The organism is Pantoea sp. AG1095 (genome assembly GCF_003208415.1).
GTDB classification, from domain to species: Bacteria; Pseudomonadota; Gammaproteobacteria; order Enterobacterales; family Enterobacteriaceae; genus Pantoea; species Pantoea leporis.
Genome location: NZ_QKMJ01000004.1, coordinates 37882 through 61709, shown reverse-complemented (window position 1 = coordinate 61709; position 23828 = coordinate 37882). Strand labels below are relative to the sequence as shown.

Genomic DNA, 23828 nt, shown 5'->3' with positions numbered 1-23828 from the left:
AGGTTTTATGATGATGCGTAAAGGACTGTTTACCGCTTCTGTGGGCATGCTGCTGCTTGCCTCTTCTGCTCTGGTGCAGGCAAAAGATTTTGGCACGCTGAAATTCGCCACTGAGGCCGCTTATCCGCCGTTTAACCAATCGACGCCGAACGGCAAAATCGTCGGTTATGAGCCGGATATGGTGGCTGAAATCGCTAAACGAGCCGGTTTCAAATACGAAATCGTGGCACAGAAATGGTCCGGTATGATTCCGGGTTTAATCGATGGCAAATATGACGCGGTAATCGATGCCGTGACCGTCACGCCGAAGCGTGAAGAAGTGGTAGATTTCTCCCGCCAGTACACCGTCAGTGTTTCAGGTTTCGTCACCCTGAAGGGCAGCGCGGTTGATACCTTGCCAGGCAATGGCGAAGTGGTGCTGGCGGATGACGAAGCCGCGATGACCAAATCTATCGATGCGCTGAAAGCCAAATTCAAAGGCAAAACCATTGCGGTGCAGGTTGCTACCATTCAGGCAGACTTCCTCAACAAATATCTGGCGGATGTGGCGACGATTCGCACGTATCAGGCCGGCCCGGAAACCTTCGCCGATCTGCTGAATGGCCGCGTTGATGCGGTCATGGCATCACGCACTAACCTGAATGCCTATGTGAAAAAGCATGCCGATACGGTGAACAGCACCGGTTACGGTTTCTCGGGCGGCGTGTTGGGCCAGGGTTCCGCTATCGCGATTCAGAAAAACAATCCGGAGCTGAAAGCGGCGCTGGATTCGGCGTTAAATTCCATGATCAAAGATGGCACGCTGAAGCAGCTGTCTGAAAAGTGGTTCGGCGAAAACGTCGCACCTAAAGAGTAATTCCAGGCGCTTATGGCTATTGATTGGCAAATCTTAGGTTTTGGTGACGAAGGTTGGGGCGGCGTGTTGCTTAACGCCGCCACGGTGACCGTCACCGTTTCATTATGTGCATGGCTGCTGGGCGCAATCCTTGGCAGCCTGCTGTGCTGGATGCAGATTGGTGGCGGCCGCTGGCAGCAGCGGCTCGCCAACGGCTACATCACGCTGTTTCGTGGTGTGCCGGAGCTGCTGGTGATCTACCTGTTCTATTTTGGTGGACGTCAGGTGGTGTCGTTTGTCGGGGAAAGTCTCGGCTTGCAAGGTCCGTTCGACGTGAATGGCTTTGTCGCCGGCGCGATTGCCATCGGCCTGATCTCCGGCGCATATCAAAGTAGCGTGTTCCGCGGTGCGTTCTACGCAATCCCGAAAGGGACGCTGGAAGCCGCAACGGTTACGGGCATGGGCCGATTGATGCTGTTCCGCCGCATGATTGTGCCGCAGGCGCTGAAAACCGCGCTGCCGGGCATGGGCAATCAGTGGCAATCGGTGATCAAGGAGTCGGCGCTGGTTTCGGTCACTGGTTTGGTGGAAACCATGAACCAGATCTCCACCGCCTCCAACTCGACGCAAATGCCGTTCTTCTTTTACAGCGTTGGTGCGGTGATCTACCTGATCATCACCACCTGTTCCGATTTTGTTTTCCGCTATGTGGAAAAAGTGGCCATGCGCGGGCAACAACGCGCGCGGTTGTAAGGAGCCACGATGGATGTCACTTTCCTGCAGCACACCTTAGCTGCACTGCTGCGCGGCCTGCCGCTGACGCTGAATCTGGCGCTGCTGTCGCTGTTAGGCGGCGGCGTATTGGCGCTGCTGCTCAATCTACTGCGGCAGAACCGCTTTGGTAGCTACGTTACGCGCTTTTATGTCTGGGTGTTTCGCGGCACGCCGCTGCTGATTCAGATCTTCATGATCTATTACGGCCTTGGTAGCTTGCCGGCGGTGCGTGAAAGCGTGCTGTGGCCGCTGCTGCGCGATCCTTATTGGTGCGGTTTGATTGCATTAATTCTTAACGATGCGGCTTACACCTCGGAGATTCTGCGCGGCGGGCTAAACGCAGTGAGCGTGCAGTCGCTGGAAGCCGCCAAAGTGAGCGGCATGTCGCGCTTCACCACGCTGCGCCGCATTACGCTGCCGCTGGCGGTGCGTCAGGCATTACCGGCTTACAGCAATGAAATTATCTCGATGATCAAATCGACCTCGCTGGTCAGCACCATCAGTTTGATGGAGATGACCGGCATCGCTGATTCAATCGTCTCTGAGACCTTCCGCGCGCTGGAGGTGTTTATCAGCGCGGCGATTATCTATCTGCTACTGACCGTGCTGGTGAGTAAAGCGGTGGCGCTGCTGGAGCGCCGTTTGTCCCCTTATCACGTTGGAGCACGTCCATGAGTAAACCCACTATCGCCCTGAGTCATCTCAGAAAAAGTTATAGCGGGCACGAAGTGCTGCATGATATTAGCCTGACGGCCCAGGATGGCGACGTGATTTCGCTGATTGGTGCCAGCGGCTCTGGCAAAAGTACCTTATTGCGCTGCATTCCATTTTTAGAAGTGCCGCAGGGTGGGGAAATCGCGGTGGGTGACGAAGTGGTCACTATCGATAATCCCGATGAGAAGCTGAGCCGCGAGCAGCAGCGCCGTATCAAGCTGATGCGTATGCAGCTCGGTTTTGTCTTCCAGGGTTTCAACCTGTGGCCACACAAAACCGTGCTGCAGAACATCATCGAAGCGCCAATTCATGTGCAGAAGCGCAGCAGTAAAGAGGCGATTGAAGAGGCCGAAGCGCTGCTGCAAAAAGTGGGATTGTACGAGAAGCGTAACGCGTGGCCATCGCAGCTTTCGGGTGGTCAGCAACAGCGCGTGGCGATTGCCCGTGCGCTGGCGCAGCAGCCGAAAGCCATTCTGTTTGATGAGCCAACCTCCGCGCTTGATCCTGAGCTGGTAGGCGAAGTGTTGCGCGTGATTCGTAGCCTGGCGGAAGAGGGGCGCACCATGATCATCGTCACACACGAAATGGGCTTTGCACGCGATGTCTCGAACAAAGCGGTGTTCCTGCATCAGGGCAAGATTGAGGAAGCCGGTTCGCCGCAGCAGGTGTTCAGCGATCCCCTCTCCGCGCGCTGTCGCGCATTTGTGAGTAGTCACTTACAGCGCAATAGTTAACAACAGTTTCATTTCCCTTCGCACCAGCAACGAGAGTGAGCTGGTGCATTTCTTCTGCGTCTCATGTTTTACCTAAATTTCTTCCTAATTGAAGCCATTGCTCTAGCAACGGGTGGTCCGGATAGCAGCAACCACGCGCCAGGCACACTTCTGAAAACACGCGACGACCGGGAAAAGTCGTTGAATCCCTCTACGGCACGGGTTAAAACGTTTGACTTTAGTCAGGCCTCCTTTACTGGAGTACTTCTTTACTGCATAACCACGGAACTCTATGCCGCACACTTACCGACCATGGATGAAAAGGTATTGGCTGGTCTGGCTGCTGTTAACGCTGATCACCTTGATAGCGTTATTTACCGATCAAATTTTGCAGCAGCAGCGTGTCGGCGAGGCGCGATTTAATCAGCAGTTTAACCGTCTCGCCGCCTATCAAACGCAGAATGAAACGCTGTTGCCGCTGCTGAATGGCGATGAGGAACTCGCCTCTTTGCAGAGCAAATTCCCCCAGCTTGTCCTGTTGGAACACACCGTAAATCGTCCGTTAACCGCGCCGCGTTTTGAAGAAGTGAGCGGTGGTCGCTATTGGCTCTACAATCCTTACCGCCAGATTCGCATGCTGATCGATTTGCATTTTGCCCTGCAAACCTCGGATGTGGCGCTGGCTCTGGCTTTTCATATCCACGCACCGCCCGCCATGCAAACGGTGAACTATTCGGACACCGCGCGCTGGCAATGGCAGCGGCCGTTCATCAATCACTATCAGCCATTCTTGCTGAAAGGCAGCGCCAATCCCGACTGGCGTGCGCTGCATGCGCTGCCATTTATGCTGGCGCTGCTGGCATGGCTGGTAATTGGCGGTTTAGGCTGGTGGCTGCTGCGTCACTGGCGTCAGCACGTGGAGATGCGCCTGCGCGCGGACTATTTCCAGCGGACGCGACGTGAAGCATTGGGCGAGTTTACCGCTGGCATCATTCATGAAATTAATCAGCCGCTGACAGCCATCAACACCTGGCTGCACAGCAGTGAGCTGCTGCTGAAACAGGGCAAGTACGAGAATCTGCCGCAGGCGCTCAACGCGATGAACCTGCAAACCGAGCGCCTCGCGGCGTTGCTGCAACGCTTTCGCGACATCGTGAGCGAACGTCCGGTGGCGATGACCGCCGTGAATCCGGAAGCCATCTGGCGGCGCGTGACGGTGCTGCTGCAACAGGAACTGGATGACGGCGATGTCACGCTGCGTCAGCAGTGGCAGCACGGTCAGGCAAAAGTATTGAGCGATCCCCAATGGCTGGAACAGGTGTTCCATAACCTGTTGCAGAACGCCATTCACATGCAGCAAGGACATCCCGATGCATGGGTGAACATGGCATCTGAACCTATTCCTCACGGCATCAAAATCATCATTAGCGATAACGGTCCCGGCTTCTCGGCGGAAGCATTAGCGCAGGCTTGCATGCCGTTTTACAGCTCGCGCGCTAACAGCATGGGATTAGGCATGACGCTGGTCGAGAGTTTGATGTTACGCATGAACGGCCAGCTGCGGCTGGCAAATCGCGCTGCAGGCGGCGCGGAGATTACCTTAATTTTCCAACTGGCGGAGTAACGGAATGGTCGCAAAGGTTTGGTTAGTGGATGATGATTTATCCGTGCGTGAATCGCTCGGTTTTCTGCTTAAGACGCTGGATTACGACGTGGCCGATTTTGCCGATTTGGCCGCTTTTGAAGCGGCTACGCAGGCGCAGCAACCGCTGCGCGGCTGTTTGCTGTTGGATGTGCGCATGCCGGGCATTAGCGGTCTGAGTTGGCTGGCGGAGCAGGGCGATCGCCATCCGCTGCTACCAGTGATCATTATGACCGGTCACGGCACCATTGATGCCTGTCGCCGCGCATTTCGTCAGGGCGCGTTTGAGTTTTACACCAAGCCGCTGGAGATAGAACCGCTGTTGGAGACCATTCATCTGGCATTCAGCGAAAGTGAGCAGCGTGCCGATCGCTGGCAGTCGCAGCAGGGTTTGCAGGCGCGGTTTGCGCTGTTATCGGCGCGTGAAAGTGAAGTGATGCAGTTGATGATTGCCGGGCAAACCAGCAAAGAGATCGCGCGTGATTTATCGCTATCACCGCGCACCGTGGAAGCGCATCGCGCGGCGGTGTTTGCCAAGCTGGAACTCAATAATCTCGCGCAGTTGATTCACGCCTGGCAGCAGTTGAACCAGGTATAACTACCAGGCCGAACGGGTAATCGCCCGCATATTTCTTTTGCCCGCCGCGCTTTACAGTGTCACTCACTATTAAACAGGAGTGACACATGAACATCCGCCTTTCTCTGATTGCCGCTGCGGCGGCCCTGGTATCCTTCGGCAGCCACGCTGCATTAACCGAATCCAATCTGTCTCTGGCTGACGCACAGAAGCTGGCGAGCGCCGCGGTTCAATCGTGTGCGGCGAAAAACTACAACGTCACGGTGACCGTGGTGGATCGTGCTGGTTTGGTGAAAGCGGTGCAGCGCATGGATAACGCCGGTCCGCACACCGTTGAAGCCAGCCAGATGAAAGCCTACACCGCGCTGAGCACCAAAAACCCAAGCGGTAAAGTGATGGAAGCCGCACAGAATAATGCTGGTGCGCAGAACATGCGTGATATTCCAGGCTTCCTGCTGCTGGCGGGCGGTGTGCCGGTGAAAAGCGGCGATCAGGTGATTGGCGCAATCGGCATCGGCGGCGCACCGGGCGGCCATCTGGATGAAGCCTGCGCGGTGGATGCGTTGAAAGTCATTCAGTAATACGCACCAGGTCGTCATTGATGGCGACCTGGTTAGTTACGGCGCGACAGTGCAAAACAGACTAACGGCATCGGCAAGGTAAACAGCAGCAGTTCGACGGGCAACCGTGCCCGACCGCGTGCCTGTGACAGCATAATTAGAGAGATAGCGATTGTCGGAGTTAAGGCAAGCAGTGCAAGCGAAAATCTATCGCGAAATCATACTAAAGGCCCGCCGCAACGGGCCAAAGGCGTTAAGCGAAGATGCGTTTAGCCCAGGATTCAATCTCGTCACCGCTGCCGATATCCAGCTGCACCAAACCGTTGGTGATGAAGGTTGGTGAAACGTGGATACCGTTTTGCCGCGAGTATTTGCTGTGCCATTTGATCTCATTCTGCAGCTCGGCACGCAGAAAAGGTTCGCGCGCGTTAACGCCGCTGTATTGCTCCAGACGATCGAGAATCTGATTCGGCGTGGCATCCATATTCGGGCCGTGGCTATGATCGGTAAACTCGAACTCTTCACGATGATCCGCCACCGCCTGCAGCACCTTTTTGGCGGCTGCTTTGCCCTCCGGCAAGGTTGAGGCGGCAAGGATGTAGCGCACAATCACGCCGGAATACATATGCCACGGCTGTGATTGCAAACGAATTTTTAATGTCATCTTCTCTTCGCCTACCCGTTGCAGCAACGCGTCCAGCTTGTTGAATGCGCGCACGGAGAACGGGCAGGTGGGTTCCAGAAATACTTCGAACACTTTCGGGCCGTGGCCCCAAACCAGCGGATCGGCGTGTAATGCGGTGGATTGGCTCATGGTCATTCCCTGTTGCAGCGATAAAAGTTGTCTTACTTTGGCAAAGCGCGGCGCGAACAGCCAGCATGGGCTTGTGCTTTTTTGTTACAAAGCCATTCGATTGCTGCAAATGTGGCGAAAGAAAAATCGTTTTATAGATCCGCGAGCTACAAGAAACTCAGCCTGCAACCGCCTTGCACAGAAAATAAGCGGCTATAGTTAATCCTGTTTCAATCTTCTTACTTGTAGCATTTTTGATTCATTTGCCTGGAGCCAAACGTTAAGAGCATCGAGGTTCAATGTGTTTGCCAATCTCTCCTGGAAAATCATTCATCAGGTTCTTAATGAAACCATTGCCGAGTTAATGGATGAACACCAAACGCTGGACGTTCCCACTTTGCGCGAGCGGCTACTGGAGATGGCGGAAAGCGAATCCGATGAACTTATGGTGTTGTGTTACTGGCAAGCGAGCAAAGTGCTGACGCGCTTGCCGCCCACGGTGACCGCCAGCCAACTGATTGAAGAGGCGCGCGTCGCGTACCGCACGCCGCTAAATCACGATCCGCTTTAACCCTTGATGCTTTTCAGCGTTTTAATCGCGTTAAAGCGGCTAAGTGACGGATTAATGGTCAAGAGCGGGAAACACGCTCTGCTAGACTTGCCCTGTCAAAAAACGTGGATACAGAGGACAGTAATGAAAATCAAAAGTTATGCCGCCTTGAACGCGGGTGAAGCGCTGGTGCCTCATGAGTATGAAGCCGGTGAACTGGCTGCTGAAGAGGTGCAGGTTGAGGTCGATTACTGCGGTGTTTGTCACTCAGATTTGTCGATGATTGATAACGAGTGGGGCATCTCCTCGTTCCCGGTGATTGCCGGCCACGAAGTGATTGGCCGCATCAGCGCGTTAGGCAATGCGGCGCAGAATAAAGGCTTGAAAGTGGGCCAGCGCGTGGGCATCGGCTGGACGGCGAAAAGCTGCCAGCACTGTAATGCCTGTATCAATGGCGAGCACGTTAACTGTGAGAACGGTTCGGTGCCAACCATCATGAACAAAGGCGGTTTTGCCAGCCATCTGCGCGCCGACTGGCAATGGGTGATCCCGCTGCCAGAAGCGATGGATTACACCTCGGCGGGTCCGCTGCTATGTGGCGGCATCACCGTGTTCAAACCGCTGTTGATGCATCATGTCACCGCCACCAGCCGCGTCGGCGTGATCGGCATCGGCGGCCTGGGCCACATGGCGATTAAATTGCTGCGTGCAATGGGTGCAGAAGTGACGGCATTCAGCTCCAACGCCAGCAAAACCGAATCAATCAAAGCGATGGGTGCGGACCGCGTGGTAAATAGCCGCGACCCGCAGGCGCTGAATGCGCTGGCCGGTCAGTTTGATTTGATCATCAGCACGGTGGCGGTGGATCTTGACTGGGCACCGTACTTCCAGGCGCTGGCTCCGCACGGTAAATTCCACACCGTCGGCGCAGTGATGAAGCCGTTCGAAGTGCCGGCGTTCAGCCTGATTATGGGCGATCGCGCGGTGACCGGTTCCTCTACCGGTTCGCCAGGCCAGCTACGTTCACTGATGAAACTGGCGTCGCGTGCGGATATCGCACCGCAGGTGGAAGAGTTCCCGATGTCTAAAATCAATGAAGCGCTGGATCACGTACGCGCGGGCAAAGCCAATTACCGCGTAGTGTTGAAAGCCGATTTTTAAATCTCAATGACCAGATCGCCATAAATGGCGATCTCAGGCCGTACGGTGCGCATTCCTGCGCACCGTTTAACTCCACGCACTTATCCCCGCTCATCCTTTTCGCCGAGGAAGAAATACCACAGCGGAATCGACGTCAGCGCGGTAAATACCGTGGTGTACAACGCAATCATAAAGCCCTGCGTGATGTACATGGTCAGCGACCAATGGCTGAACGGAATGCCATATTGATCGATAACGCCGCCGATAATCGCATTGCTCATCACCGTGCCGACAATCAGCGCCAGGATAAACAAACCGCGCAGGAAGTAGCGCATCTCTTTACGCTTCACGGCAAATCGCGCGCGAATAATGCCCAGCGGAGATTGCTGTGAAGCCAACAGCGCAGCTTCATCGAGCGGTGCGCGTTGCTGTTTGCGCCAGCGCAGAATGTCCAGCAGCAGGAACGCCAGCAAACTCGCGCCCATCACCGGCAGCGCATAACCCAGCGCCAGCGCCACCATTAACCAGGCGACTTTGGCGTAATGCGGTAACGCCATCCAGGTTTCGGTTAGGGTCTGTGCCGGATTCGCGTCGACATCTTTTGGCCGACGAATCCACCACATACGATAGCCGAACACGATCATGCTGCATAAACCGAGGCCAAAGAACGCCAGCAGCAGCTGATTGGGTAAACCAAACAGCACGCCCATATGCGCATCAACGCCCCAGCGCGTCAGCTTCGCCACCAGCGGGAAACGGGCAAAGTAGACGTGATCCACCACGCTAAAATCCTGCGGATTCACCGACACCGCATCAACTCGCGTAGGCCAGCTGCGATCGATCTCCGTCACCGCCCACGCTTTATCTGCGCTTTTCGGCTGACGCAGTTCGAGCTTCGCCGCGCTCAGTCCATCCTGACGCGCCGTATTCAGCACGCGATCCCAGTCGGCATCAGCGGCGTTATTGCGCGCCGGTTTGGCGGGCGCTGCCGTTGGTTTGGTCATCGACGACATCGGCATACTCATGCCCGGCATATCCCTATCCGGCATGTGATCGGCGTGCGGATTGGCCGGTGCAGCAGGCGCATCGCTGTTGAGCGAGGTATTCACCTGTGGCGTCAGCCAGTTCAGTTCGGTACGCATGCGATCGATATTACCGCCCGCCCACTGCGACCACGTCAGGCCGGTCACCGAGAAGAACACCAAACCGACCGCCAGCATCAGACCGAGCGTAATGTGCCAGTGGCGGCTTAAGGCGAAACCGCTGCGCGGTTGCTTCAGCTTACGTTTCGGACGCGTTCCCAGCCACAGCACCACGCCGCCGAGAGCGGCCACCCACAGCCAGGACGCCGCCAGTTCGCTGTAGTTACGACCGAAATCGCCAAGCAGCAGGCTGCTGTGCAGTAAGTCGATGGTGGTGCGCAGCGGCAACACACCGCTGGTGCCGTAAACCGGCATATCGCCTTTCACTTTCAGGCTGTAGGGATCGATAAACACCGCGCGCGACAGTGATGCGCCGAGCGTGGCGTCGCTGAACTGCACGCGCGTGGTATCCGTTGTGCCCGGCGCAGGACGCACGGCGTAGATGTGCTGATTTTCGCCCGCATAGGCACGGGCCGCGCTGATTTGTGCCGACAGCGGCTGCGCGTTGCCTTGAGGTTCAGCGGTTAGCGCATCGGCATAAATCAGGTTTTCCAGCTGGGGCGTCAACACATAAAGCGTGCCGCTGAGCGCCGCAACAAAGATGAACGGGGCGACAAACAGACCAATATAAAAATGTAAGCGACGTAGCAAATTAAGCACCGCGCCGCGCGGTGCTGCAGAGTGAGCAGCAGACAAAGCCGTCTTCCTTCCAAAAGAAATTGTCTTAGCACATCGCTCAAGCTGAGCGTGCACTGCAATAAATGAGGTCAGCAGGAAAGCGGTGCAGGCGGGGCGCGCGGACGATGAATGCTGCTAACGCGACGCACAATCGGCGCAACCACGTGGGGCAGCGGCGGGGCGCGCGAGATCACCATGATCAGCCAGATAAACGGAATAAACACCCACATCAGGAGCGGGACATGCACCAGCAGATCACAATAGCCGCAGGCAAACTCGCCGTCGTCCATCATGTGATGGCTCATGCCGGGCATCGGCATATCCGCCATCATCATTTCATGATGGCTCATTGAGCTATCCATCATGCTGTGCTGCGGCATCGCCAGCAGCTGGCTTTGACGCTCCATCAACGTTTTCGACACAATCGGCGCGACGAACAGCAGCAGCACCGCCACAATGGCGACGCAGGCAGTCAAACGCTGGCGGAAGGGATGTGTAAACGTCATGGTTGCTAGTGGATGATTCCGTAAATGAGGCGGAAGTGTAACGCGATTGACGTTGATGGGTTAAAAAAATAGAGGCTATTTAAGAAAAAATTCGCACCTTTTGAAAATAGTCACTTAAAGAGATGCGGCTGTTAACGTTAATGCAACCTGATAAAAACAGAGCGGAAACATAACATCGCGTCAGGAAATACCATTGATGACAAAGGTCAAGAGATGTACCATTCACCTGTACATGTTGGAGATATTATGAACAAGTTTACTTATACCAGCGCCAGAGAGAATTTATCTCAGGTTTTGGACCAGGCGATTGCAGGCGAGGCCGTTGAAATTACTCGACGCAGCGGTGACTCAGCGGTTGTCATCAGCAAAGCCAGTTTCGAGGCGTATCGAAAAGCCGTACTGGATGCTGAATTCGCAGAGTTAATGGGTGAGTTTGATGCATCTAATAAAGCGTTAACAGATAGATGATTCACGTTTCTGCCGAGGAGGTTATCGCACTTCACGATTACCTTTTAAGCGTTATGCCGGTGTTGCAGGAATGTCCGATCCCGGAAGAGCAGAAGCTATTGTTGCCCGCGTTATTAATCGTGAATATTACGAAGGGATTCAGGATATTTTTGAGCTTGCAGCAACCTATTGGGTGGCAATCTCACGCGGGCATATTTTTGCCGATGCGAATAAGAGAACCTCGCTTAACGTAACCATGTTGTTTTTAAAGCGTAATGGAATACGCGTACATGACCGGCCTGAATTAGTCGAATTGACGGTCATGGCAGCAACTGGCGAAGCCGGAGTGCCTTATCTGGCAAACCAATTGCGCGCATTCTTCGGATCGCACTAACCACATTGTCTAAAAAATCGATCTTCCCAATCGCTCGGAAAGTTTCTCCAGCAGTGCGGTGCCCGCTAAAGAGTTGCCCGAATGATCCAGCGCTGGCGACCAGACGGCGATACTCATGTCACCGGGGATCACCGCGACAATGCCGCCGCCGACGCCCGACTTCGCCGGCATGCCCACGCGCCAGGCGAATTCCCCGGCACCATCGTACATGCCGCTGGTCATCATCAGCGCGTTCACCTGACGTGCCTGGCGCGGTGAGATTACCGCCGATTCATCATCCTGCGTGCGGCCATGATTGGCGAGATAGAGAAAGGTGCGCGCCAGTTCTTCGCAACTCATCGCCAGCGAGCAGTAGTGAAAATAGGTTTCCATCACTTTGCTGACATCGTTATGGAAGTTGCCGAAGGATTTCATCAGCCAGGCGATCGCAGCGTTGCGCGCCGAATGTTCGTATTCGGAGCGCGCGACGACGCGGTCGTAATGGATGTCATTTTGCTGCGCCAGACGGCGCACAATTTCCAGCATGCGCTGGCGTGGTGCTGTCAGGCGGCTTTCCAGCAGATCGCACATCACCAACGCACCGGCATTGATAAACGGATTACGCGGTTTGCCCTGTTCCAGCTCCAGCTGCACCAGCGAGTTAAATGCCTGTCCCGACGGCTCTTTGCCGACGCGTTGCCAGATTTCACCCTCTTCATACAAGGTAAGCGCCACGCTGAGCGACAGCACTTTGGAGATCGACTGAATGGAGAAGCGCGTCGCGGCATCGCCCGCCTGAAAACAGCGTCCGTCGGGCGTGCAAATGGCGATGCCGAGCTGATCGGCATCCACGTCGGCCAGCGCCGGAATGTAATCCGCCACCTTTCCCTGCTGGGTGAGCGGACGAACTTCGCTGACAATCTCTTCTAGCAATGCATTACTGAGTTCCGACACCTTCACACTCCGTGTAACCAATATTGGCCAGGATGATGGTGATTTGCGCGCAGCGCGTCAATCGGCGGCGCAAAATTCTGTGAGCCTTCTGGGTGAAGCCTGCGTTACAGTGCGGGCTGATTTCATTAAATGTCGAGCCCGCGCGATGATAACTAACCTGTTTCGCGATTTCCCCGCCGCCGCACAGAACGGCAACGCAGAGACGTTTGAAGCGCTGCTGACGCAGCCCAATCTGCATATTGAACGCATCGTTTCTACCGGACAAGCCAGTCCGCCCGATTTCTGGTACTGCCAGACGCAAGGGGAATGGGTGCTGGTGTTACAAGGATCGGCAGGATTGCAGCTGGAAGGGGAAACGCAGGAGCGTCACTTGCAGGTCGGCGATTTTGTCGAGATCCCAGCTGGCTGCCGCCATCGCGTCAACTGGACCGACAGCAAGGGCCCAACGGTGTGGCTCGCGGTGCATTACGGTGCGATTCAGGTTAGCACAATCTGAAGTGAGAACCTCATCACATGCGAAAAATTCATTCCATGATATAAGATATGGAAAATTTATTTCAAATTGAGAGGATTCTATCATGTCATCGCTGCCGTCCTTAGAAACCTTGCAGCAGCAGGAAGCCGAGCATCGTTTACCGCAGTTTGATTTCGATTTAGCGTGGCAAATCGGCCAAAGCATCCAGCAGCGCGCGCGTGAAGACAATGCGCCTGTGGCTATCGAAGTCTATGCGTTTGGTCAGGTGCTGTTTCTGGCGGCGTTGCCAGGATCCGCCCCAGAAAATCTGGAATGGATGCGTCGTAAGCGTAATACCGTGCTGTTGACCGGCCACTCTTCGATGTATGTGGGGCTTATGAATGAACAGAAGGGCGAGCGTATGGCGCAGCAGCGTAATATTCGCCAGGAAGAATACACCGATCACGGTGGTTCTTTCCCGCTGCTCACTGCTCAGGGCGCGATTATTGGTGCAGTCACCATCAGCGGTTTACCGTCTGCAGACGATCATGCGTTAGCGCTGTGGGGGATTACTCAGCTGCTGCGCTGATGGATTTATAAAAAAGATCGCCATAAATGGCGTAATGCCTGGCTGTTAAGCGCCATATCACATTACCGCACCTTCCGTAGCGTCGCGATTTATCGCGCAATGAATTGCGCCGCTACAGTGTGTGCTCTCGGTAATGAGGGTTTTTCATGTCTTAACTGACGAACATTACGCCATAAATGGCAACCCTTGTATCCTGAAAATGTTGCTGGTTAGCGACCAGCAACGACTCTGAAAGGTAACCAGAAGCTCGGTGAAGAAACGCTATTTCATCACCGGTACTTTCAGCTTAGCGCCTGCGCCGGTGGCTTTGCGCAGATCGGCGACCTGGCTGGCTTTCACCTCGGCAGCCTGATTACCCCACGAATTCCTTACGTAGTTCAGCACATCGGCCATTTCCTGATCGTTAAGCTTCCAGGAGAATGCCGGCATGCCTGCGGACGTTGGGCGGCCTGCGGTGTGCGGCGCGCGGGCACCGTCCAGCAGTGCGTGGATCATGTTGGTGGGATCGTTCTGCATCGCGCCATTGCCCGCAAAGGCGGGCACCATGCCGGTGATGCCTTCACCCGACAACCCGTGACACGCCGAGCAATCCACTTCATAGCGCAGTGCGGCCCGATCGTGACGCGTTTTATCCATCACGAATCCGGCGGCTTGCGGCGTGGAAGAAGCTGGTAAGCTGCGCAGATAAGTGGCGATAGCGTGCAAATCACGATCGTTAAAATATTGCGTCGAGTGCTCGACCGCTTCGGCCATTGGACCCGCCGCCACGCTTGCACCGTTCGAACCGGTTTTCAGGTAGTCAGTGATCTGCGCGTCGCTCCATTTGCCAATGCCAGCATGAGGATTCGGCGTGATATCCGGCGCGTACCAGCTTCCCAGATTGCCACCTTGCAGATAGTGGCTACTGATTTCGCCGCCCAGCGCATTGCGCGCGGTGTGACAGACGCTGCAATGCGCTGGACCATCCACAATATACTTACCGCGATTCCACTCATTATTCTGCGCGGTTTGCGGCTTGAACGCGCTGTTATCGAAGAACAACAGGTTCCAGCCAGCCATTGCCAGGCGAATGTTGTAGGGGAAATTCATGCCCGCATTTTCATCGATGGCGTTGTGCACCGGTTTTTGTGCCGAAAAGTAGGCCCAAAGATCGTGCATATCATCATCGCTCATCTGTGTATAAGCGGTGTACGGCATCGCCGGATAGAGGAAGCCGTGTTCGCCGCGTCCCTGACGCACCGCGTTAAAGAAATCGCGCTCGGTCATGTTGCCGATGCCGGTTTCACGGTCTGGTGAAATGTTCGAGGTCTGCAGCGTGCCAAAAGGCGTATCGATTGTGTAGCCGCCGGAGAAGTCCGCATTGTGACAGGCGGCGCAGTCGGCGAGGCGCATCACGTACTCACCGCGTTTAATAGCGGCATCGTCATTGCTGTTGAAATCGGCCAACTGCACGTTGTCGTCGGCAACGTTTGAGCGCGCGCTGTCTAACACCACCCACAAACGGCCCGACGCCGCGATGCCCGCAATCACCGCCAGTGCGGCGAGCGTGTAGGTAATTTTCTTTGCTTTCGCCATGATTACGCCCCCACCAGCGGTGCCGGATTATGGATGTACTTCTGGTGGATCGCCTGCGCAGCACGCACCGCCAGCGCACCAATGGTGATGGTCGGGTTATAACCGCCGTTGTTCGGGAAGGCGGATGCGCCGACCACGAACAGGTTGTGCGCATCCCAGCTTTGCAGATAGGGATTGAGTGCGGAGGTGCTGGGATCGCTGCCCATCACCGCGCCACCAATGGTGTGCGAGCTGTGCTGCTGGTACGGATTCCAGCTCTTCTCCGCCTGGTTATCCACCACGATATGCTGGCCGCCGGTCTCTTTCATGATGTCGATGGCGCGATCGGTAACGAATTTCGCCATGCGCACATCGTTCTGGTTCCAGTCGAATGTGGTGCGGATCAGCGGCTGGCCGTGACGATCTTTGTAGTTGGGATCGAGATCGAGATAGGCTTCGCGCATCGGCATCGAGGTGCCCTGACAGAAGATGGTACCGGCGGTTTGGTAATCGCGCTTGTAGCCCGCTTTCCACTCGCTGCCCCAGCGTTTGGTGCCGGGACGCAGGCCGTTCATGTTCTGAATTGGACGACCGTTGGTGGAGAAGCCCATGATGCCCGCGCCGCCGATGAAATCGAGATCGCTGTGGTCGAAGTTATCGCCGTTGAAGTCATCAATCTGCACCGCCAATGCGCCGCCGCCGATGAACGGGTTCATGTATTCGTTATCGAAGAAGCCGGTGACGCTGGAGCAGGTTTGATAGTTGTAGTTACGGCCAATGGTGCCGCGACCGGTCAGCGGATCGTATTGTTCACCCACGCCGGAGAGCAGCATCAGACGCACGTTATCCATCTGATAAGCGGTGATACAGACGATATCCGCCGGCTGGAAGCCTTCGACGCCATCCTGGGTGATAAATTTCACACCTTTCACCGTTTTACCGTCGTCATGCTTTACGGCGTGCAACACTTCCGTTTCGGTCAGCAGCGTGAAATTTGGACGGCGCATCAGCACCGGCAAAATGCACGCTTGTGGCGATGACTTGGAGAAGTTGCCGCAGCCGTGGAAGTCGCAGAAGCCGCAATAGGTGCACGGACCCATGCTGACGCCGAGCGGATTGACATAAGCTTGCGACAGATTACCGGCCGGCACCGTGAACGGGTGATACCCCATGCTTTCGGTTGTTTTGCGATACTTGCTCATCCAGTGCGTATCTTTCAGCGGCGGGGTTGGATAGTCGCGTGAACGCGGGCCTTCGAAGATATTGCCGCCTTTTTGTGGCTGGCCGTTGAGATTGCCCGCGATACCGGAAGTGCCCGCAATACGCTCGAAGCGATCGTAGAACGGCGCCATTTCGTCGTAGGTCACGCCCCAATCCTGCAGCTGCAAACCCTGCATCTTTTTCGCGCCGTAACGTTCGCGGGTTTGCTTCGCCACTTCAAAATCCCACGGCGTAAAGCGCCATGACATGCCGGCCCAGTGTGTGCCTGCACCGCCAACGTTCCAGCCAAACTGAAACGCTGACCAGTTACGCACCGGTGCCGCCAGCTGATCGCTGCGGTTGCGGAAGGTGGTGGTTTCCACGCTCATCGGCTGCAGGATTTTGCGGCGCGTGTGGAAACGCAGTTCATCGGCATCAATGGCGACCGGGAAATCGGTCGAAGTATCGCGCCAGGCACCGCGTTCAATGGCGACCACGTTAAGTCCGGCGCGGGTAAGCTCTTCCGCCATCACCGAACCGGCCCAACCTAAGCCGACGATGACCACGTCAGTTTTATTTTTTACTAATGACATTGACTCAGCTCCGGCTATTTAATCGTTAGGAATGAGGCTGACGGGAATAAGCGCCAGATTTTCGTTGCGGCGTTCGATATAAGGGCAATAGTCATAGCGTGCGCCGGGAAAACCGATCATCTTCCAACCCACCATATTTTTATTTCCGCCATAAATCGGATCCGCTAAATAGCTTTCGCGCGCGTTTTGCAGCATTAATTCAAACAGCGCCTGGCTATTCACGTCTTTTCCTAAATCGATCTTGCCGTCTTCCATTGCTGTCAGGAATGTATCGATCTGTTCAGCTGATAAGGTATGTAATGAAGCCTGATGCTGTTGCTGCGCCCACTTTTCCAGCGCGGCTAAGCCGGTTAAATAGCGCGCTTTTGGCGGGGTAAGAAATTGCGGGCTGCCCATCAATGCCGCTTCATTTTCCGGATGCAGCGGCGCCTGCAAATAGAGCGCCGCGCCAGAGCCATAATCACCGGCTAACTGGTTATCGAGGAACTCAATCGCGCCCGCTTCACTGGCGGACGGGCCAAGGTCATCGGCGGGGATTAGGCGGTCAAAGATGGCTGCCAGATTCTGGCGATCCAGCGGATTGGTGAGCACCTGATAACCGTCTTGCCATGCCGGTTGCGGCAGGTGATCGGTGCTGAGTTGGGTTTCCAGCGGGACATTGTGCAGCTCTTTCGCCCGTAGCTGCGGCGCGACAGCGAGGGATGCCACAATTCCACTGAGCGAAAAGAGCGCTTCTCTTCGGTTCATACTTTTTATCCCTTAAACTTCAACAGATGAATATTGACAGAGCACGACGTTCAGATATTTCAGACGCAATGACCGTGCGCAAATAGCGCGCAGGCGCTAGCGACGAATCTGCGTTCGTAATTGTTTTTTTCAGAGGTAGGGTAAATATACGGTCGCCATTTATGGTGACCGTATTTACGGGAAACCCGTTTATCGGGCTCCCTTTATGTTAATGAATATATTTATTCATATCTTCATAGCAGTGACGGGAAATATCCCACAAATCGTCTTCCCAGTTTTGCGGGCTTAATAGTTCCGGTGACCAAACACCGTCGTAGCCGGTAGCTTTTACCGCCGCCACCCAGGCGGCAATATCCACATCGCCCTGGCCTGGTGCGTAGTCGCGCTGTACCCACTCATCCCAGGCTTCACCCGGCTTGGCCGCGCGGCCATCGCAGAAATGCACGCCGTAAATCAGATCTTTATCCATGCGCGCCACTTCAGCAGGCGTGGTGCCGCCGCCGGCATGCAGGTGCCAGAAATCCACCACCACGCCAAGATTGTCTTTGCCGCTCTGTTTAATCAGATCCAGTGCGTGTTGCAGCGAATTGAACGCGGTGAAGGCGACGACTTCAATCTGGAATTTGATGCCGTGCGGTGCGCCGATATCGGCGATGGCGGAGATATTCTCCAGCAGGATGGCATCACGCTCGGCGGCGGAAAGATGATCGAGTTCGGTCAGCGCCATGATTTGCACCACCGGACAACGCAGTTCCACCGCGGCCTGGCAGATTTTTTCCGCTTCGCGCAGCAGCTCAGCTCGCGCTTCCGGCTCATGGCGGCCAATACGTTTCAGCGCATTGATGCAGGTAATATCGACGCTGTATTTCGCCATCAGATCGCGGTAGGCAGCATAGCTGCCACCGTTATCCAGATAGCGATACAGATGTTCTGGCAGGATCTCCAGCCCGCTAAAGCCAGTCTCATGGGCGATGCGTAACTGAGTGACGGCATTGCTGTACCAAACAGACACGCCATGCAACGACAACTTCATCTCTCCTCCTTGTTACCTCACGGCTTCAGGTGAGAGCGTCGAATACGCAATTCTCCCTGAGACCAAACGCCACCCGGAGTGGCACGTTCATCAATCAGCCGGTTCAGGGCTTCAGTGATGATCAAATCAATACGCTGGCTGAAGGTGGTGAGCTGCCAGCTGGGCAAGCTGGCTTCATCGATGTCATCGAAACCCACCACCGCCATGAATTTGTTGCCTGCACCTTCGCGTAAGGCCGCCAGCGCGCCGAGCGCCAGCACATCGTTTTCGCAAAACAGCGCTTCAACCCGCTGATCGGGCGCGTGCGCGTTGAGATACTCAGTCAACGCCGCGTAGCTGCGTTCGCGGGCGTATTCACCGGCGGTGAGCAGCACTTCCAGCGCCAGGCCAGCTTGGTTCAGCGCAAGTTGCAGACCTTCCAAACGCAGCGTGTGATGGCTGCTGGTGGCCGGGCCCATCATGTACCCGATGCGCGTATAACCTTGCGCCAGCAGCAGTTCGCCCAGCTGTTTGCCCGCCTGCAAGCCATCGATATTGACCACTTCAATATCCGGCTCGTCATTGTTACGGCACACCTGCACCAGCGGAATGTGGTGCATTTCACGCGCCACGGCGACCAGCTCATCACTCAGCACCGTGCCGAGAAACAGCATGCCATCGACCTGCAGCTGATCGGCCAGCGACAGCACCGCGCGGTAGTTTTCACCGCTACCAATATTCAGCAGCAGCGCCATGTAGCCGCGCTGCTGTAGCTGGCGGGTGACGGTGTCGAGCATCAGCATCGAGTGCGGATTTTTCAGCTCGTCGATCACCACGCCAATAATCTGTGTCTTCTTCTGCGACAGACTGCGGGCCAGCAGGTTAGGGCGATAACCCAGCTCGGTGGCAATCGCGATTACGCGTTCGCGCGCTTTCTCGGAAATTGACGCGCCGGGCGTAAAGGCACGCGATACCGTCCATTTTGAGACGCCAGCCAGTCTTGCCACATCGCTGGCGGTGGCTTTGTGGGATTTTGCGGTTGGTTTACTCATAGCACCTGCATAGGGGAAAAAGCGGAGACCCACAGCATTGAACGTGAAACCCAACGGAAAATAAACACCTAAGCGCACGCAATTGGCGTAAAGCGCGACAAATAACCCTGTTTTTAGGATGTTGCGATTATGTTTGATCTTTGCACCCGATTGCAACGTTTTTTGCAATCGGGTGCATTTCATTAACTTTTTGTGATCGATTTCGCTGATTTGCACTTTGCCAGATTGACTAAAAAGTCGTCTTAGCTGACATTTTGCTCACCACTACCAAGCAAATCTCGTTTTTACCTGTCGTGTGCAGCTTATTTTGCACCCGGTAGCAAAACAGTAAAACGCTAAAAATTAATCTCTGATCTCTTACCTCAAACCATTTTGCACCCGAGTGCAAAATAAACAGGAGTTGTTATGCTCATCGGTGAAAAGAGTATTCCACGCCCACTGCGCTGGGCCATGATCGGTGGCGGCCGTCTCAGCCAGGTGGGTTATAAACACCGTTGCGGTGCGCTGCGTGATAACACGGCGTATCAGATGGTGGCCAGCGCCTTTGATATCGATGCCGAGCGTGGTCGCGATTTCGGTGTCAACTTAGGGCTCGATGCGGATCGCTGCTACGCCACTTATCAGCAGCTGCTGGCCGAAGAGGCGAAGCGTGAAGATGGCGTTGAAGTGGTGTCCATCGCCACGCCAAACGGCACCCATTTTGAGATCACCAAAGCGGCATTGAATGCCGGTATTCACGTCATTTGTGAAAAGCCGCTGTTCTTCACTACCGCCGAAGCGCTGGAAATTAAAGCATTAGCGGCGGAAAAAGGGCTGATCGTTGGCGTGACCTACGGTTTCTCCGGCCATCCGCTGCTGATGCAGATGCGGGCGATGATCGCCAACGGCGAAATTGGTGATGTGCGCATGGTGGAGCTGCAATACACCCACGGCTTCAGCGCTAATGACAGCGCCGACAAATTTAGCGAAGCGCAAAAATGGCGCGTCGATCCGAAGATTGCCGGTCCGTCTTTTGTGCTCGGCGATATCTCCACGCACACTTTCTACATCTCCCAGCTGGTGTTGCCAGAACTGAAAGTGAAATCGCTGCTGTGCGATCGCCAAAGCTTCATTCCCTCGCGCGCGCCGTTGGAAGATAACGCCATGGTGCTGATGCATTACGACAACGGCGCGGTAGGGCGCATGTGGGCCTCATCGATTAATGCCGGTTCGATGGACAGCCAAAGTATTCGTGTGATTGGTTCGCGTGCAAGCCTAGAGTGGAGCGACTACAACCCAGGCGAGCTGAAATATGAAGTGCAGGGCCAGCCGAATCAGATTATGCATCACGGCATGCCGTACCTGCATGAAAGCGCCCTGGCCGATGAACGTTTGGGCGCGCTGCACACTGAAGGTCTGGCGGAATCCTGGGCCAATATCTATCTGAAATTTGCTATCGCCATCCACGCCACCCAACAGGGCGACCAAACCACGCTTGATAACCTGATCTATCCCGATATTAACGCCGGAATTGAAGGTGTGCGCTGGATTGAAAACTGCGTGCGTTCTGCGGACAACGGCGCGAGCTGGGTTAACTACGAATAAGGACTGCCATGAAACTTTCGTTTTGTACCGATAGCCTGGGTCATCTGCCGTTTGAACAGATGCTGGATAAGTTGCTGGAGCTGGGTGTTTACGGCGTTGAGATGACGACCGGCGGCTGGTCACCAGCGCCGCATCTGCGTACCGAAGAGTTGCTCGGCAGCGCCACGCAGCGTCAACAATTGTTGCAGGCGCTGGAGAGCCGCGGCATGTCGATTGCGGCGCTGAATGTGTCGGGTAATCCGCTCGATCCAGGCGAATTAGGTAACAAACATAAGCGCGATACGGAAAACGCGCTGGCGCTGGCCGGAGAACTGGGGGTGAAGAAAATCGTCATGATGAGCGGCTTGCCGCCCGCCAGCCCGCACGACACCATTCCAAACTGGATCACTTACACCGTAAGCTGGCCGCCAACGCTGAAAAACTGCCTCGATTATCAGTGGAATGAAGTGGCGATCCCTTACTGGCAAGGGCTGGTACAGAGCGCTAAAGAGAGCGGCGTGGAGAAATTCGCGCTGGAGAATTTCAGTTCGATGCTGGTGTGGAATCCGGAAACCTTGTTCCGTCTGCGCGGCGCGGTGGGTGAGATGGTGGGACTTAACCTCGATCCCAGCCATCTGCTGTGGATGGGCGCGGACCCGATTGCAGCAGCACGCGCGCTCGGCCCGGCAATTCATCACTGTCACGGCAAAGATGTGCGTCTGGAGCGCGGGCTGGTGGATATCAATGGTCTGTTGGAAACCAAACCGGTAGAAGATGTCGCCAATCGCGCCTGGAACTATGTTGCCGTTGGTTGCGGCCAGGATCTGCAGTGGTGGAAAGAGTTCTTCTCGGTGGTACGCATGATGGGCTACAACGACTGGGTATCGCTGGAAATGGAAGATCTCACCATGTCGGTGGAAGCGGGCGTAACCTCCTCAATTGCGGCACTCAAGCAAACCCTTAGCCAGTAATGTCAAATTCACGGCGGGCAACCGCTCGCCGTGTTCTGTACATCGAGCCTTGCCTGCCTGATAATCCGTGGTTCACCCACTATTAAGAGGCACGCCATGCTGGAAAACCATCCACAGCGCGACGAAATCAGGCTGGAGAATGTGCTGGCGGCGTTGGGCAACCCGATGCGCATGACGGTAATCAGCATTCTGGCGGACGGCGGCGAACATACTTGCGGATCGCTGCTGAAAGGCGTCTCCAAATCCACGTTGACCCATCACTGGCGCGTGCTGCGCGAAGGCGGCATTATCTGGCAGAAACCCTCTGGACGTGAAAACCTGCTGTCGTTGCGGCGCGACGATCTCGATGCCCGTTTCCCGGGTCTGCTTGATTCACTGCTAAGCGCCACCCAGCAAGATCCCCTGACCCGCACCACGCTGGATGATTTCCAGGTTAAATAACCCGCGCACGCCCAGCTAGCGTAGCCACAATCATCTGCAACCCCGCAATCACCAACAGCAGCATCAGCGGCCACTGCCAGTTGCCGCTGACATCATGCAGCAGGCCAAAACAGAGCGGGCCCAGCGCCGCTAATCCGTAACCGACGCACTGTGCCATGCCCGACAATTTCGAAGCCTGCAAATGATCATGGGTGCGCAGATTAAACAGCGACAGGCAAATCACCATTGATGCACCGGCGCCCAGTCCCGCCAGAATCAGCCACGGCAGCGCGTATTGCGGTGCCATTAACAGTCCCGCGACGGCGATAAAAATCGATAGCGATGCGAGAAAACCAATCATCCGCTGGTCGTGCATTTTTTTCAGTGCGCTCATGCAGGCCAGGTTCGAAACGATGGCCACAATCTGATAGACAAACAGCATGCCACCCGCTTCCAGCTGGCTAATGCCGCTGTCTTGCGCAAAAGGCGTAAACCAGCCGATCAAGGTGTAGAACACCAACGACTGGCAGGCCATAAACAGCGAAACCTGCCAGCCTAAGGCCGCGCGCCACGGTGAGCGCGTTGATGCGCCGTTGGCGCTGTTTTTGGTCTGAGGCGCAGGTTTTTTCAGGTACGGCAGCCAGGCCAACAGAGCGATAATCGCCGGAATCAGCCACACCGCTAATGAGAGTCGCCAACCCGCGCGACTCAGCTCTGCCAGCGGCACCACCACGCCCGATGCAATGCTGGCGGTGATCGCCATGGTCATCGCGTACAAGCCAACATATCGCGCGGTGTGTTCGGTGAAATCACGCTTAATCAGCGGCGGCAGCAGCACGTTGGCCGCCGCAATCCCCGAGCTCAGGATGATCGTTCCCACCCACAACGCATTTTCACTGCCGCTGATACGCAGAATCGATCCCAGCGTGATGAGCAGCAATGCGCCCCATAAACTGCGCTCAAGACCAAAACGGTTGCCGAACCATGCTGCGGGTGGCGCTAAGGTAGCGAACATCAATAGCGGCAAGAAGTTGATCACGCCCGCCGCACTGGCGCTCAAGCCAAACGTCAGACGGATGTTTTCCAGCACCGGGCCAACCGCGGTAATAGGCGTGCGCAAGTTGGCCGCTGTCAGCAGCAGTAAGAACAGGAAAAAACCAGAACGACGCAGAGCAGGATTCGCAGATAAAACGGTATGGGTCATATTTTCGCACCATAGCAATGAGGCAGAGCGAGTCTGCTTATGGTGCGTTGGTTGACGTTAACGCTTACGCA

25 protein-coding genes and 1 pseudogene are annotated in these 23828 nt (G+C 55.5%); 16 read left to right on the top strand and 10 right to left on the bottom strand.

What is annotated here, in order from left to right; translation table 11 throughout:
• Positions 1 to 7: 7 nt before the first annotated feature.
• The 7 genes from DEU53_RS10735 to DEU53_RS10705 all read left to right on the top strand — a co-directional run bounded on the left by DEU53_RS10735 (position 8) and on the right by DEU53_RS10705 (position 5836).
• Positions 8 to 856: a transporter substrate-binding domain-containing protein gene (locus DEU53_RS10735; RefSeq protein ID WP_199559703.1), complete on the top strand. Its 849-nt coding sequence runs from the start codon at positions 8 to 10 to the stop codon at positions 854 to 856.
• Between the two features lie 12 nt (positions 857 to 868).
• A complete protein-coding gene (locus DEU53_RS10730) occupies positions 869 to 1588 on the top strand; it encodes an ABC transporter permease (protein ID WP_008109228.1) in 720 nt (239 codons plus the stop codon).
• A gap of 9 nt (positions 1589 to 1597) precedes the next feature.
• A complete protein-coding gene (locus DEU53_RS10725) occupies positions 1598 to 2284 on the top strand; it encodes an ABC transporter permease (protein WP_061719022.1) in 687 nt (228 codons plus the stop codon).
• On the top strand, positions 2281 to 3057 hold the full coding sequence (locus DEU53_RS10720; protein WP_064741357.1) for an ABC transporter ATP-binding protein: 777 nt from the start codon (positions 2281 to 2283) through the stop codon (positions 3055 to 3057). Before DEU53_RS10725 ends, DEU53_RS10720 begins: the two co-directional genes overlap by 4 nt.
• Before the next feature lie 295 nt (positions 3058 to 3352).
• Positions 3353 to 4660 (top strand): sensor histidine kinase, encoded by a 1308-nt coding sequence (locus DEU53_RS10715; protein WP_233501730.1) that lies wholly within the window; start codon positions 3353 to 3355, stop codon positions 4658 to 4660.
• 4 nt (positions 4661 to 4664) lie between these two features.
• Complete coding sequence (locus DEU53_RS10710; protein ID WP_110867029.1) at positions 4665 to 5276, top strand: response regulator transcription factor; 612 nt, start codon at positions 4665 to 4667, stop codon at positions 5274 to 5276.
• Positions 5277 to 5362: 86 nt separating this feature from the next.
• A complete protein-coding gene (locus tag DEU53_RS10705; protein WP_101761138.1) occupies positions 5363 to 5836 on the top strand; it encodes a heme-binding protein in 474 nt (157 codons plus the stop codon).
• A 232-nt stretch (positions 5837 to 6068) separates the two neighbouring features.
• On the opposite strand, the gene DEU53_RS10700 is transcribed toward DEU53_RS10705, so the two are convergent.
• Positions 6069 to 6629 carry a thioredoxin gene (locus DEU53_RS10700; protein WP_110867028.1) on the bottom strand — a complete coding sequence of 187 codons (561 nt, stop codon included), beginning with the start codon at positions 6627 to 6629 and terminating at the stop codon, positions 6069 to 6071.
• A 280-nt stretch (positions 6630 to 6909) separates the two neighbouring features.
• Between DEU53_RS10700 and DEU53_RS10695 the strand changes: the two genes are divergently transcribed.
• Together DEU53_RS10695 and DEU53_RS10690 are read left to right on the top strand one after the other, a co-directional pair.
• Complete coding sequence (locus DEU53_RS10695; RefSeq protein WP_101761136.1) at positions 6910 to 7179, top strand: hypothetical protein; 270 nt, start codon at positions 6910 to 6912, stop codon at positions 7177 to 7179.
• A gap of 123 nt (positions 7180 to 7302) precedes the next feature.
• Complete coding sequence (locus tag DEU53_RS10690; protein WP_110867027.1) at positions 7303 to 8319, top strand: NAD(P)-dependent alcohol dehydrogenase; 1017 nt, start codon at positions 7303 to 7305, stop codon at positions 8317 to 8319.
• Between the two features lie 80 nt (positions 8320 to 8399).
• Here the strand turns inward: DEU53_RS10690 and DEU53_RS10685 are convergent, their stop codons facing one another.
• Both DEU53_RS10685 and DEU53_RS10680 read right to left on the bottom strand, forming a co-directional pair.
• Positions 8400 to 10136 (bottom strand): DUF2534 family protein, encoded by a 1737-nt coding sequence (locus tag DEU53_RS10685; protein WP_110867026.1) that lies wholly within the window; start codon positions 10134 to 10136, stop codon positions 8400 to 8402.
• A gap of 71 nt (positions 10137 to 10207) precedes the next feature.
• On the bottom strand, positions 10208 to 10624 hold the full coding sequence (locus DEU53_RS10680) for a DUF2946 domain-containing protein (RefSeq protein WP_110867025.1): 417 nt from the start codon (positions 10622 to 10624) through the stop codon (positions 10208 to 10210).
• A 246-nt stretch (positions 10625 to 10870) separates the two neighbouring features.
• On the opposite strand from DEU53_RS10680, the gene DEU53_RS10675 reads away from it, so the two are divergent.
• Entirely contained in the window at positions 10871 to 11092 is a 222-nt protein-coding gene (locus tag DEU53_RS10675) for a type II toxin-antitoxin system Phd/YefM family antitoxin (RefSeq protein ID WP_110867236.1), read from the top strand.
• Positions 11089 to 11465, top strand: a pseudogene (locus DEU53_RS10670) (type II toxin-antitoxin system death-on-curing family toxin). The gene DEU53_RS10675 and the pseudogene DEU53_RS10670 overlap by 4 nt, the downstream one beginning before the upstream one ends.
• A 9-nt stretch (positions 11466 to 11474) precedes the next feature.
• Here the strand turns inward: DEU53_RS10670 and glsB are convergent.
• Positions 11475 to 12398: a glutaminase B gene (gene glsB, locus DEU53_RS10665; protein WP_110867024.1), complete on the bottom strand. Its 924-nt coding sequence runs from the start codon at positions 12396 to 12398 to the stop codon at positions 11475 to 11477.
• 145 nt (positions 12399 to 12543) lie between these two features.
• Between glsB and DEU53_RS10660 the strand changes: the two genes are divergently transcribed.
• Both DEU53_RS10660 and DEU53_RS10655 read left to right on the top strand, forming a co-directional pair.
• On the top strand, positions 12544 to 12894 hold the full coding sequence (locus tag DEU53_RS10660) for a cupin domain-containing protein (protein WP_110867235.1): 351 nt from the start codon (positions 12544 to 12546) through the stop codon (positions 12892 to 12894).
• 82 nt (positions 12895 to 12976) lie between these two features.
• Positions 12977 to 13441 carry a heme-degrading domain-containing protein gene (locus DEU53_RS10655; RefSeq protein WP_110867023.1) on the top strand — a complete coding sequence of 155 codons (465 nt, stop codon included), beginning with the start codon at positions 12977 to 12979 and terminating at the stop codon, positions 13439 to 13441.
• Between the two features lie 261 nt (positions 13442 to 13702).
• Here the strand turns inward: DEU53_RS10655 and DEU53_RS10650 are convergent, their stop codons facing one another.
• The 5 genes from DEU53_RS10650 to DEU53_RS10630 form a co-directional block, all read right to left on the bottom strand.
• On the bottom strand, positions 13703 to 15016 hold the full coding sequence (locus tag DEU53_RS10650) for a cytochrome c (RefSeq protein ID WP_110867022.1): 1314 nt from the start codon (positions 15014 to 15016) through the stop codon (positions 13703 to 13705).
• 2 nt (positions 15017 to 15018) lie between these two features.
• Positions 15019 to 16788 carry a GMC family oxidoreductase gene (locus tag DEU53_RS10645; RefSeq protein ID WP_110867021.1) on the bottom strand — a complete coding sequence of 590 codons (1770 nt, stop codon included), beginning with the start codon at positions 16786 to 16788 and terminating at the stop codon, positions 15019 to 15021.
• Positions 16789 to 16806: 18 nt separating this feature from the next.
• Entirely contained in the window at positions 16807 to 17535 is a 729-nt protein-coding gene (locus DEU53_RS10640) for a gluconate 2-dehydrogenase subunit 3 family protein (protein WP_110867020.1), read from the bottom strand.
• Between the two features lie 208 nt (positions 17536 to 17743).
• Complete coding sequence (locus DEU53_RS10635; protein ID WP_101761125.1) at positions 17744 to 18568, bottom strand: sugar phosphate isomerase/epimerase; 825 nt, start codon at positions 18566 to 18568, stop codon at positions 17744 to 17746.
• Between the two features lie 17 nt (positions 18569 to 18585).
• Positions 18586 to 19599 (bottom strand): LacI family DNA-binding transcriptional regulator, encoded by a 1014-nt coding sequence (locus DEU53_RS10630; RefSeq protein ID WP_110867234.1) that lies wholly within the window; start codon positions 19597 to 19599, stop codon positions 18586 to 18588.
• Between the two features lie 405 nt (positions 19600 to 20004).
• Between DEU53_RS10630 and DEU53_RS10625 the strand changes: the two genes are divergently transcribed.
• The 3 genes from DEU53_RS10625 to DEU53_RS10615 all read left to right on the top strand — a co-directional run bounded on the left by DEU53_RS10625 (position 20005) and on the right by DEU53_RS10615 (position 22574).
• Entirely contained in the window at positions 20005 to 21183 is a 1179-nt protein-coding gene (locus DEU53_RS10625) for a Gfo/Idh/MocA family protein (RefSeq protein ID WP_110867019.1), read from the top strand.
• A gap of 8 nt (positions 21184 to 21191) precedes the next feature.
• Positions 21192 to 22133 (top strand): sugar phosphate isomerase/epimerase, encoded by a 942-nt coding sequence (locus tag DEU53_RS10620; RefSeq protein WP_110867018.1) that lies wholly within the window; start codon positions 21192 to 21194, stop codon positions 22131 to 22133.
• A 96-nt stretch (positions 22134 to 22229) separates the two neighbouring features.
• Complete coding sequence (locus tag DEU53_RS10615; RefSeq protein WP_110867017.1) at positions 22230 to 22574, top strand: helix-turn-helix transcriptional regulator; 345 nt, start codon at positions 22230 to 22232, stop codon at positions 22572 to 22574.
• Here the strand turns inward: DEU53_RS10615 and DEU53_RS10610 are convergent.
• Positions 22567 to 23757 carry an MFS transporter gene (locus DEU53_RS10610; protein ID WP_101761120.1) on the bottom strand — a complete coding sequence of 397 codons (1191 nt, stop codon included), beginning with the start codon at positions 23755 to 23757 and terminating at the stop codon, positions 22567 to 22569. The genes DEU53_RS10615 and DEU53_RS10610 overlap by 8 nt on opposite strands.
• Positions 23758 to 23828: the final 71 nt, after the last annotated feature.

Bases quoted from the DNA above. Each gene is read 5' to 3' on its own strand.
- DEU53_RS10635 (WP_101761125.1), bottom strand. From the start codon at position 18,568: ATGAAGTTGTCGTTGCATGGCGTGTCTGTTTGGTACAGCAATGCCGTC.
- DEU53_RS10640 (WP_110867020.1), bottom strand. From the start codon at position 17,535: ATGAACCGAAGAGAAGCGCTCTTTTCGCTCAGTGGAATTGTGGCATCC.
- DEU53_RS10705 (WP_101761138.1), top strand. From the start codon at position 5,363: ATGAACATCCGCCTTTCTCTGATTGCCGCTGCGGCGGCCCTGGTATCC.
- DEU53_RS10700 (WP_110867028.1), bottom strand. From the start codon at position 6,629: ATGAGCCAATCCACCGCATTACACGCCGATCCGCTGGTTTGGGGCCAC.
- DEU53_RS10715 (WP_233501730.1), top strand. From the start codon at position 3,353: ATGAAAAGGTATTGGCTGGTCTGGCTGCTGTTAACGCTGATCACCTTG.
- DEU53_RS10675 (WP_110867236.1), top strand. From the start codon at position 10,871: ATGAACAAGTTTACTTATACCAGCGCCAGAGAGAATTTATCTCAGGTT.
- DEU53_RS10730 (WP_008109228.1), top strand. From the start codon at position 869: ATGGCTATTGATTGGCAAATCTTAGGTTTTGGTGACGAAGGTTGGGGC.
- DEU53_RS10625 (WP_110867019.1), top strand. From the start codon at position 20,005: ATGCTCATCGGTGAAAAGAGTATTCCACGCCCACTGCGCTGGGCCATG.
- DEU53_RS10720 (WP_064741357.1), top strand. From the start codon at position 2,281: ATGAGTAAACCCACTATCGCCCTGAGTCATCTCAGAAAAAGTTATAGC.
- DEU53_RS10645 (WP_110867021.1), bottom strand. From the start codon at position 16,788: ATGTCATTAGTAAAAAATAAAACTGACGTGGTCATCGTCGGCTTAGGT.
- DEU53_RS10650 (WP_110867022.1), bottom strand. From the start codon at position 15,016: ATGGCGAAAGCAAAGAAAATTACCTACACGCTCGCCGCACTGGCGGTG.
- DEU53_RS10655 (WP_110867023.1), top strand. From the start codon at position 12,977: ATGTCATCGCTGCCGTCCTTAGAAACCTTGCAGCAGCAGGAAGCCGAG.
- DEU53_RS10660 (WP_110867235.1), top strand. From the start codon at position 12,544: ATGATAACTAACCTGTTTCGCGATTTCCCCGCCGCCGCACAGAACGGC.
- DEU53_RS10725 (WP_061719022.1), top strand. From the start codon at position 1,598: ATGGATGTCACTTTCCTGCAGCACACCTTAGCTGCACTGCTGCGCGGC.
- DEU53_RS10710 (WP_110867029.1), top strand. From the start codon at position 4,665: ATGGTCGCAAAGGTTTGGTTAGTGGATGATGATTTATCCGTGCGTGAA.
- DEU53_RS10690 (WP_110867027.1), top strand. From the start codon at position 7,303: ATGAAAATCAAAAGTTATGCCGCCTTGAACGCGGGTGAAGCGCTGGTG.
- DEU53_RS10620 (WP_110867018.1), top strand. From the start codon at position 21,192: ATGAAACTTTCGTTTTGTACCGATAGCCTGGGTCATCTGCCGTTTGAA.
- DEU53_RS10615 (WP_110867017.1), top strand. From the start codon at position 22,230: ATGCTGGAAAACCATCCACAGCGCGACGAAATCAGGCTGGAGAATGTG.
- DEU53_RS10610 (WP_101761120.1), bottom strand. From the start codon at position 23,757: ATGACCCATACCGTTTTATCTGCGAATCCTGCTCTGCGTCGTTCTGGT.
- DEU53_RS10735 (WP_199559703.1), top strand. From the start codon at position 8: ATGATGATGCGTAAAGGACTGTTTACCGCTTCTGTGGGCATGCTGCTG.
- DEU53_RS10680 (WP_110867025.1), bottom strand. From the start codon at position 10,624: ATGACGTTTACACATCCCTTCCGCCAGCGTTTGACTGCCTGCGTCGCC.
- DEU53_RS10630 (WP_110867234.1), bottom strand. From the start codon at position 19,599: ATGAGTAAACCAACCGCAAAATCCCACAAAGCCACCGCCAGCGATGTG.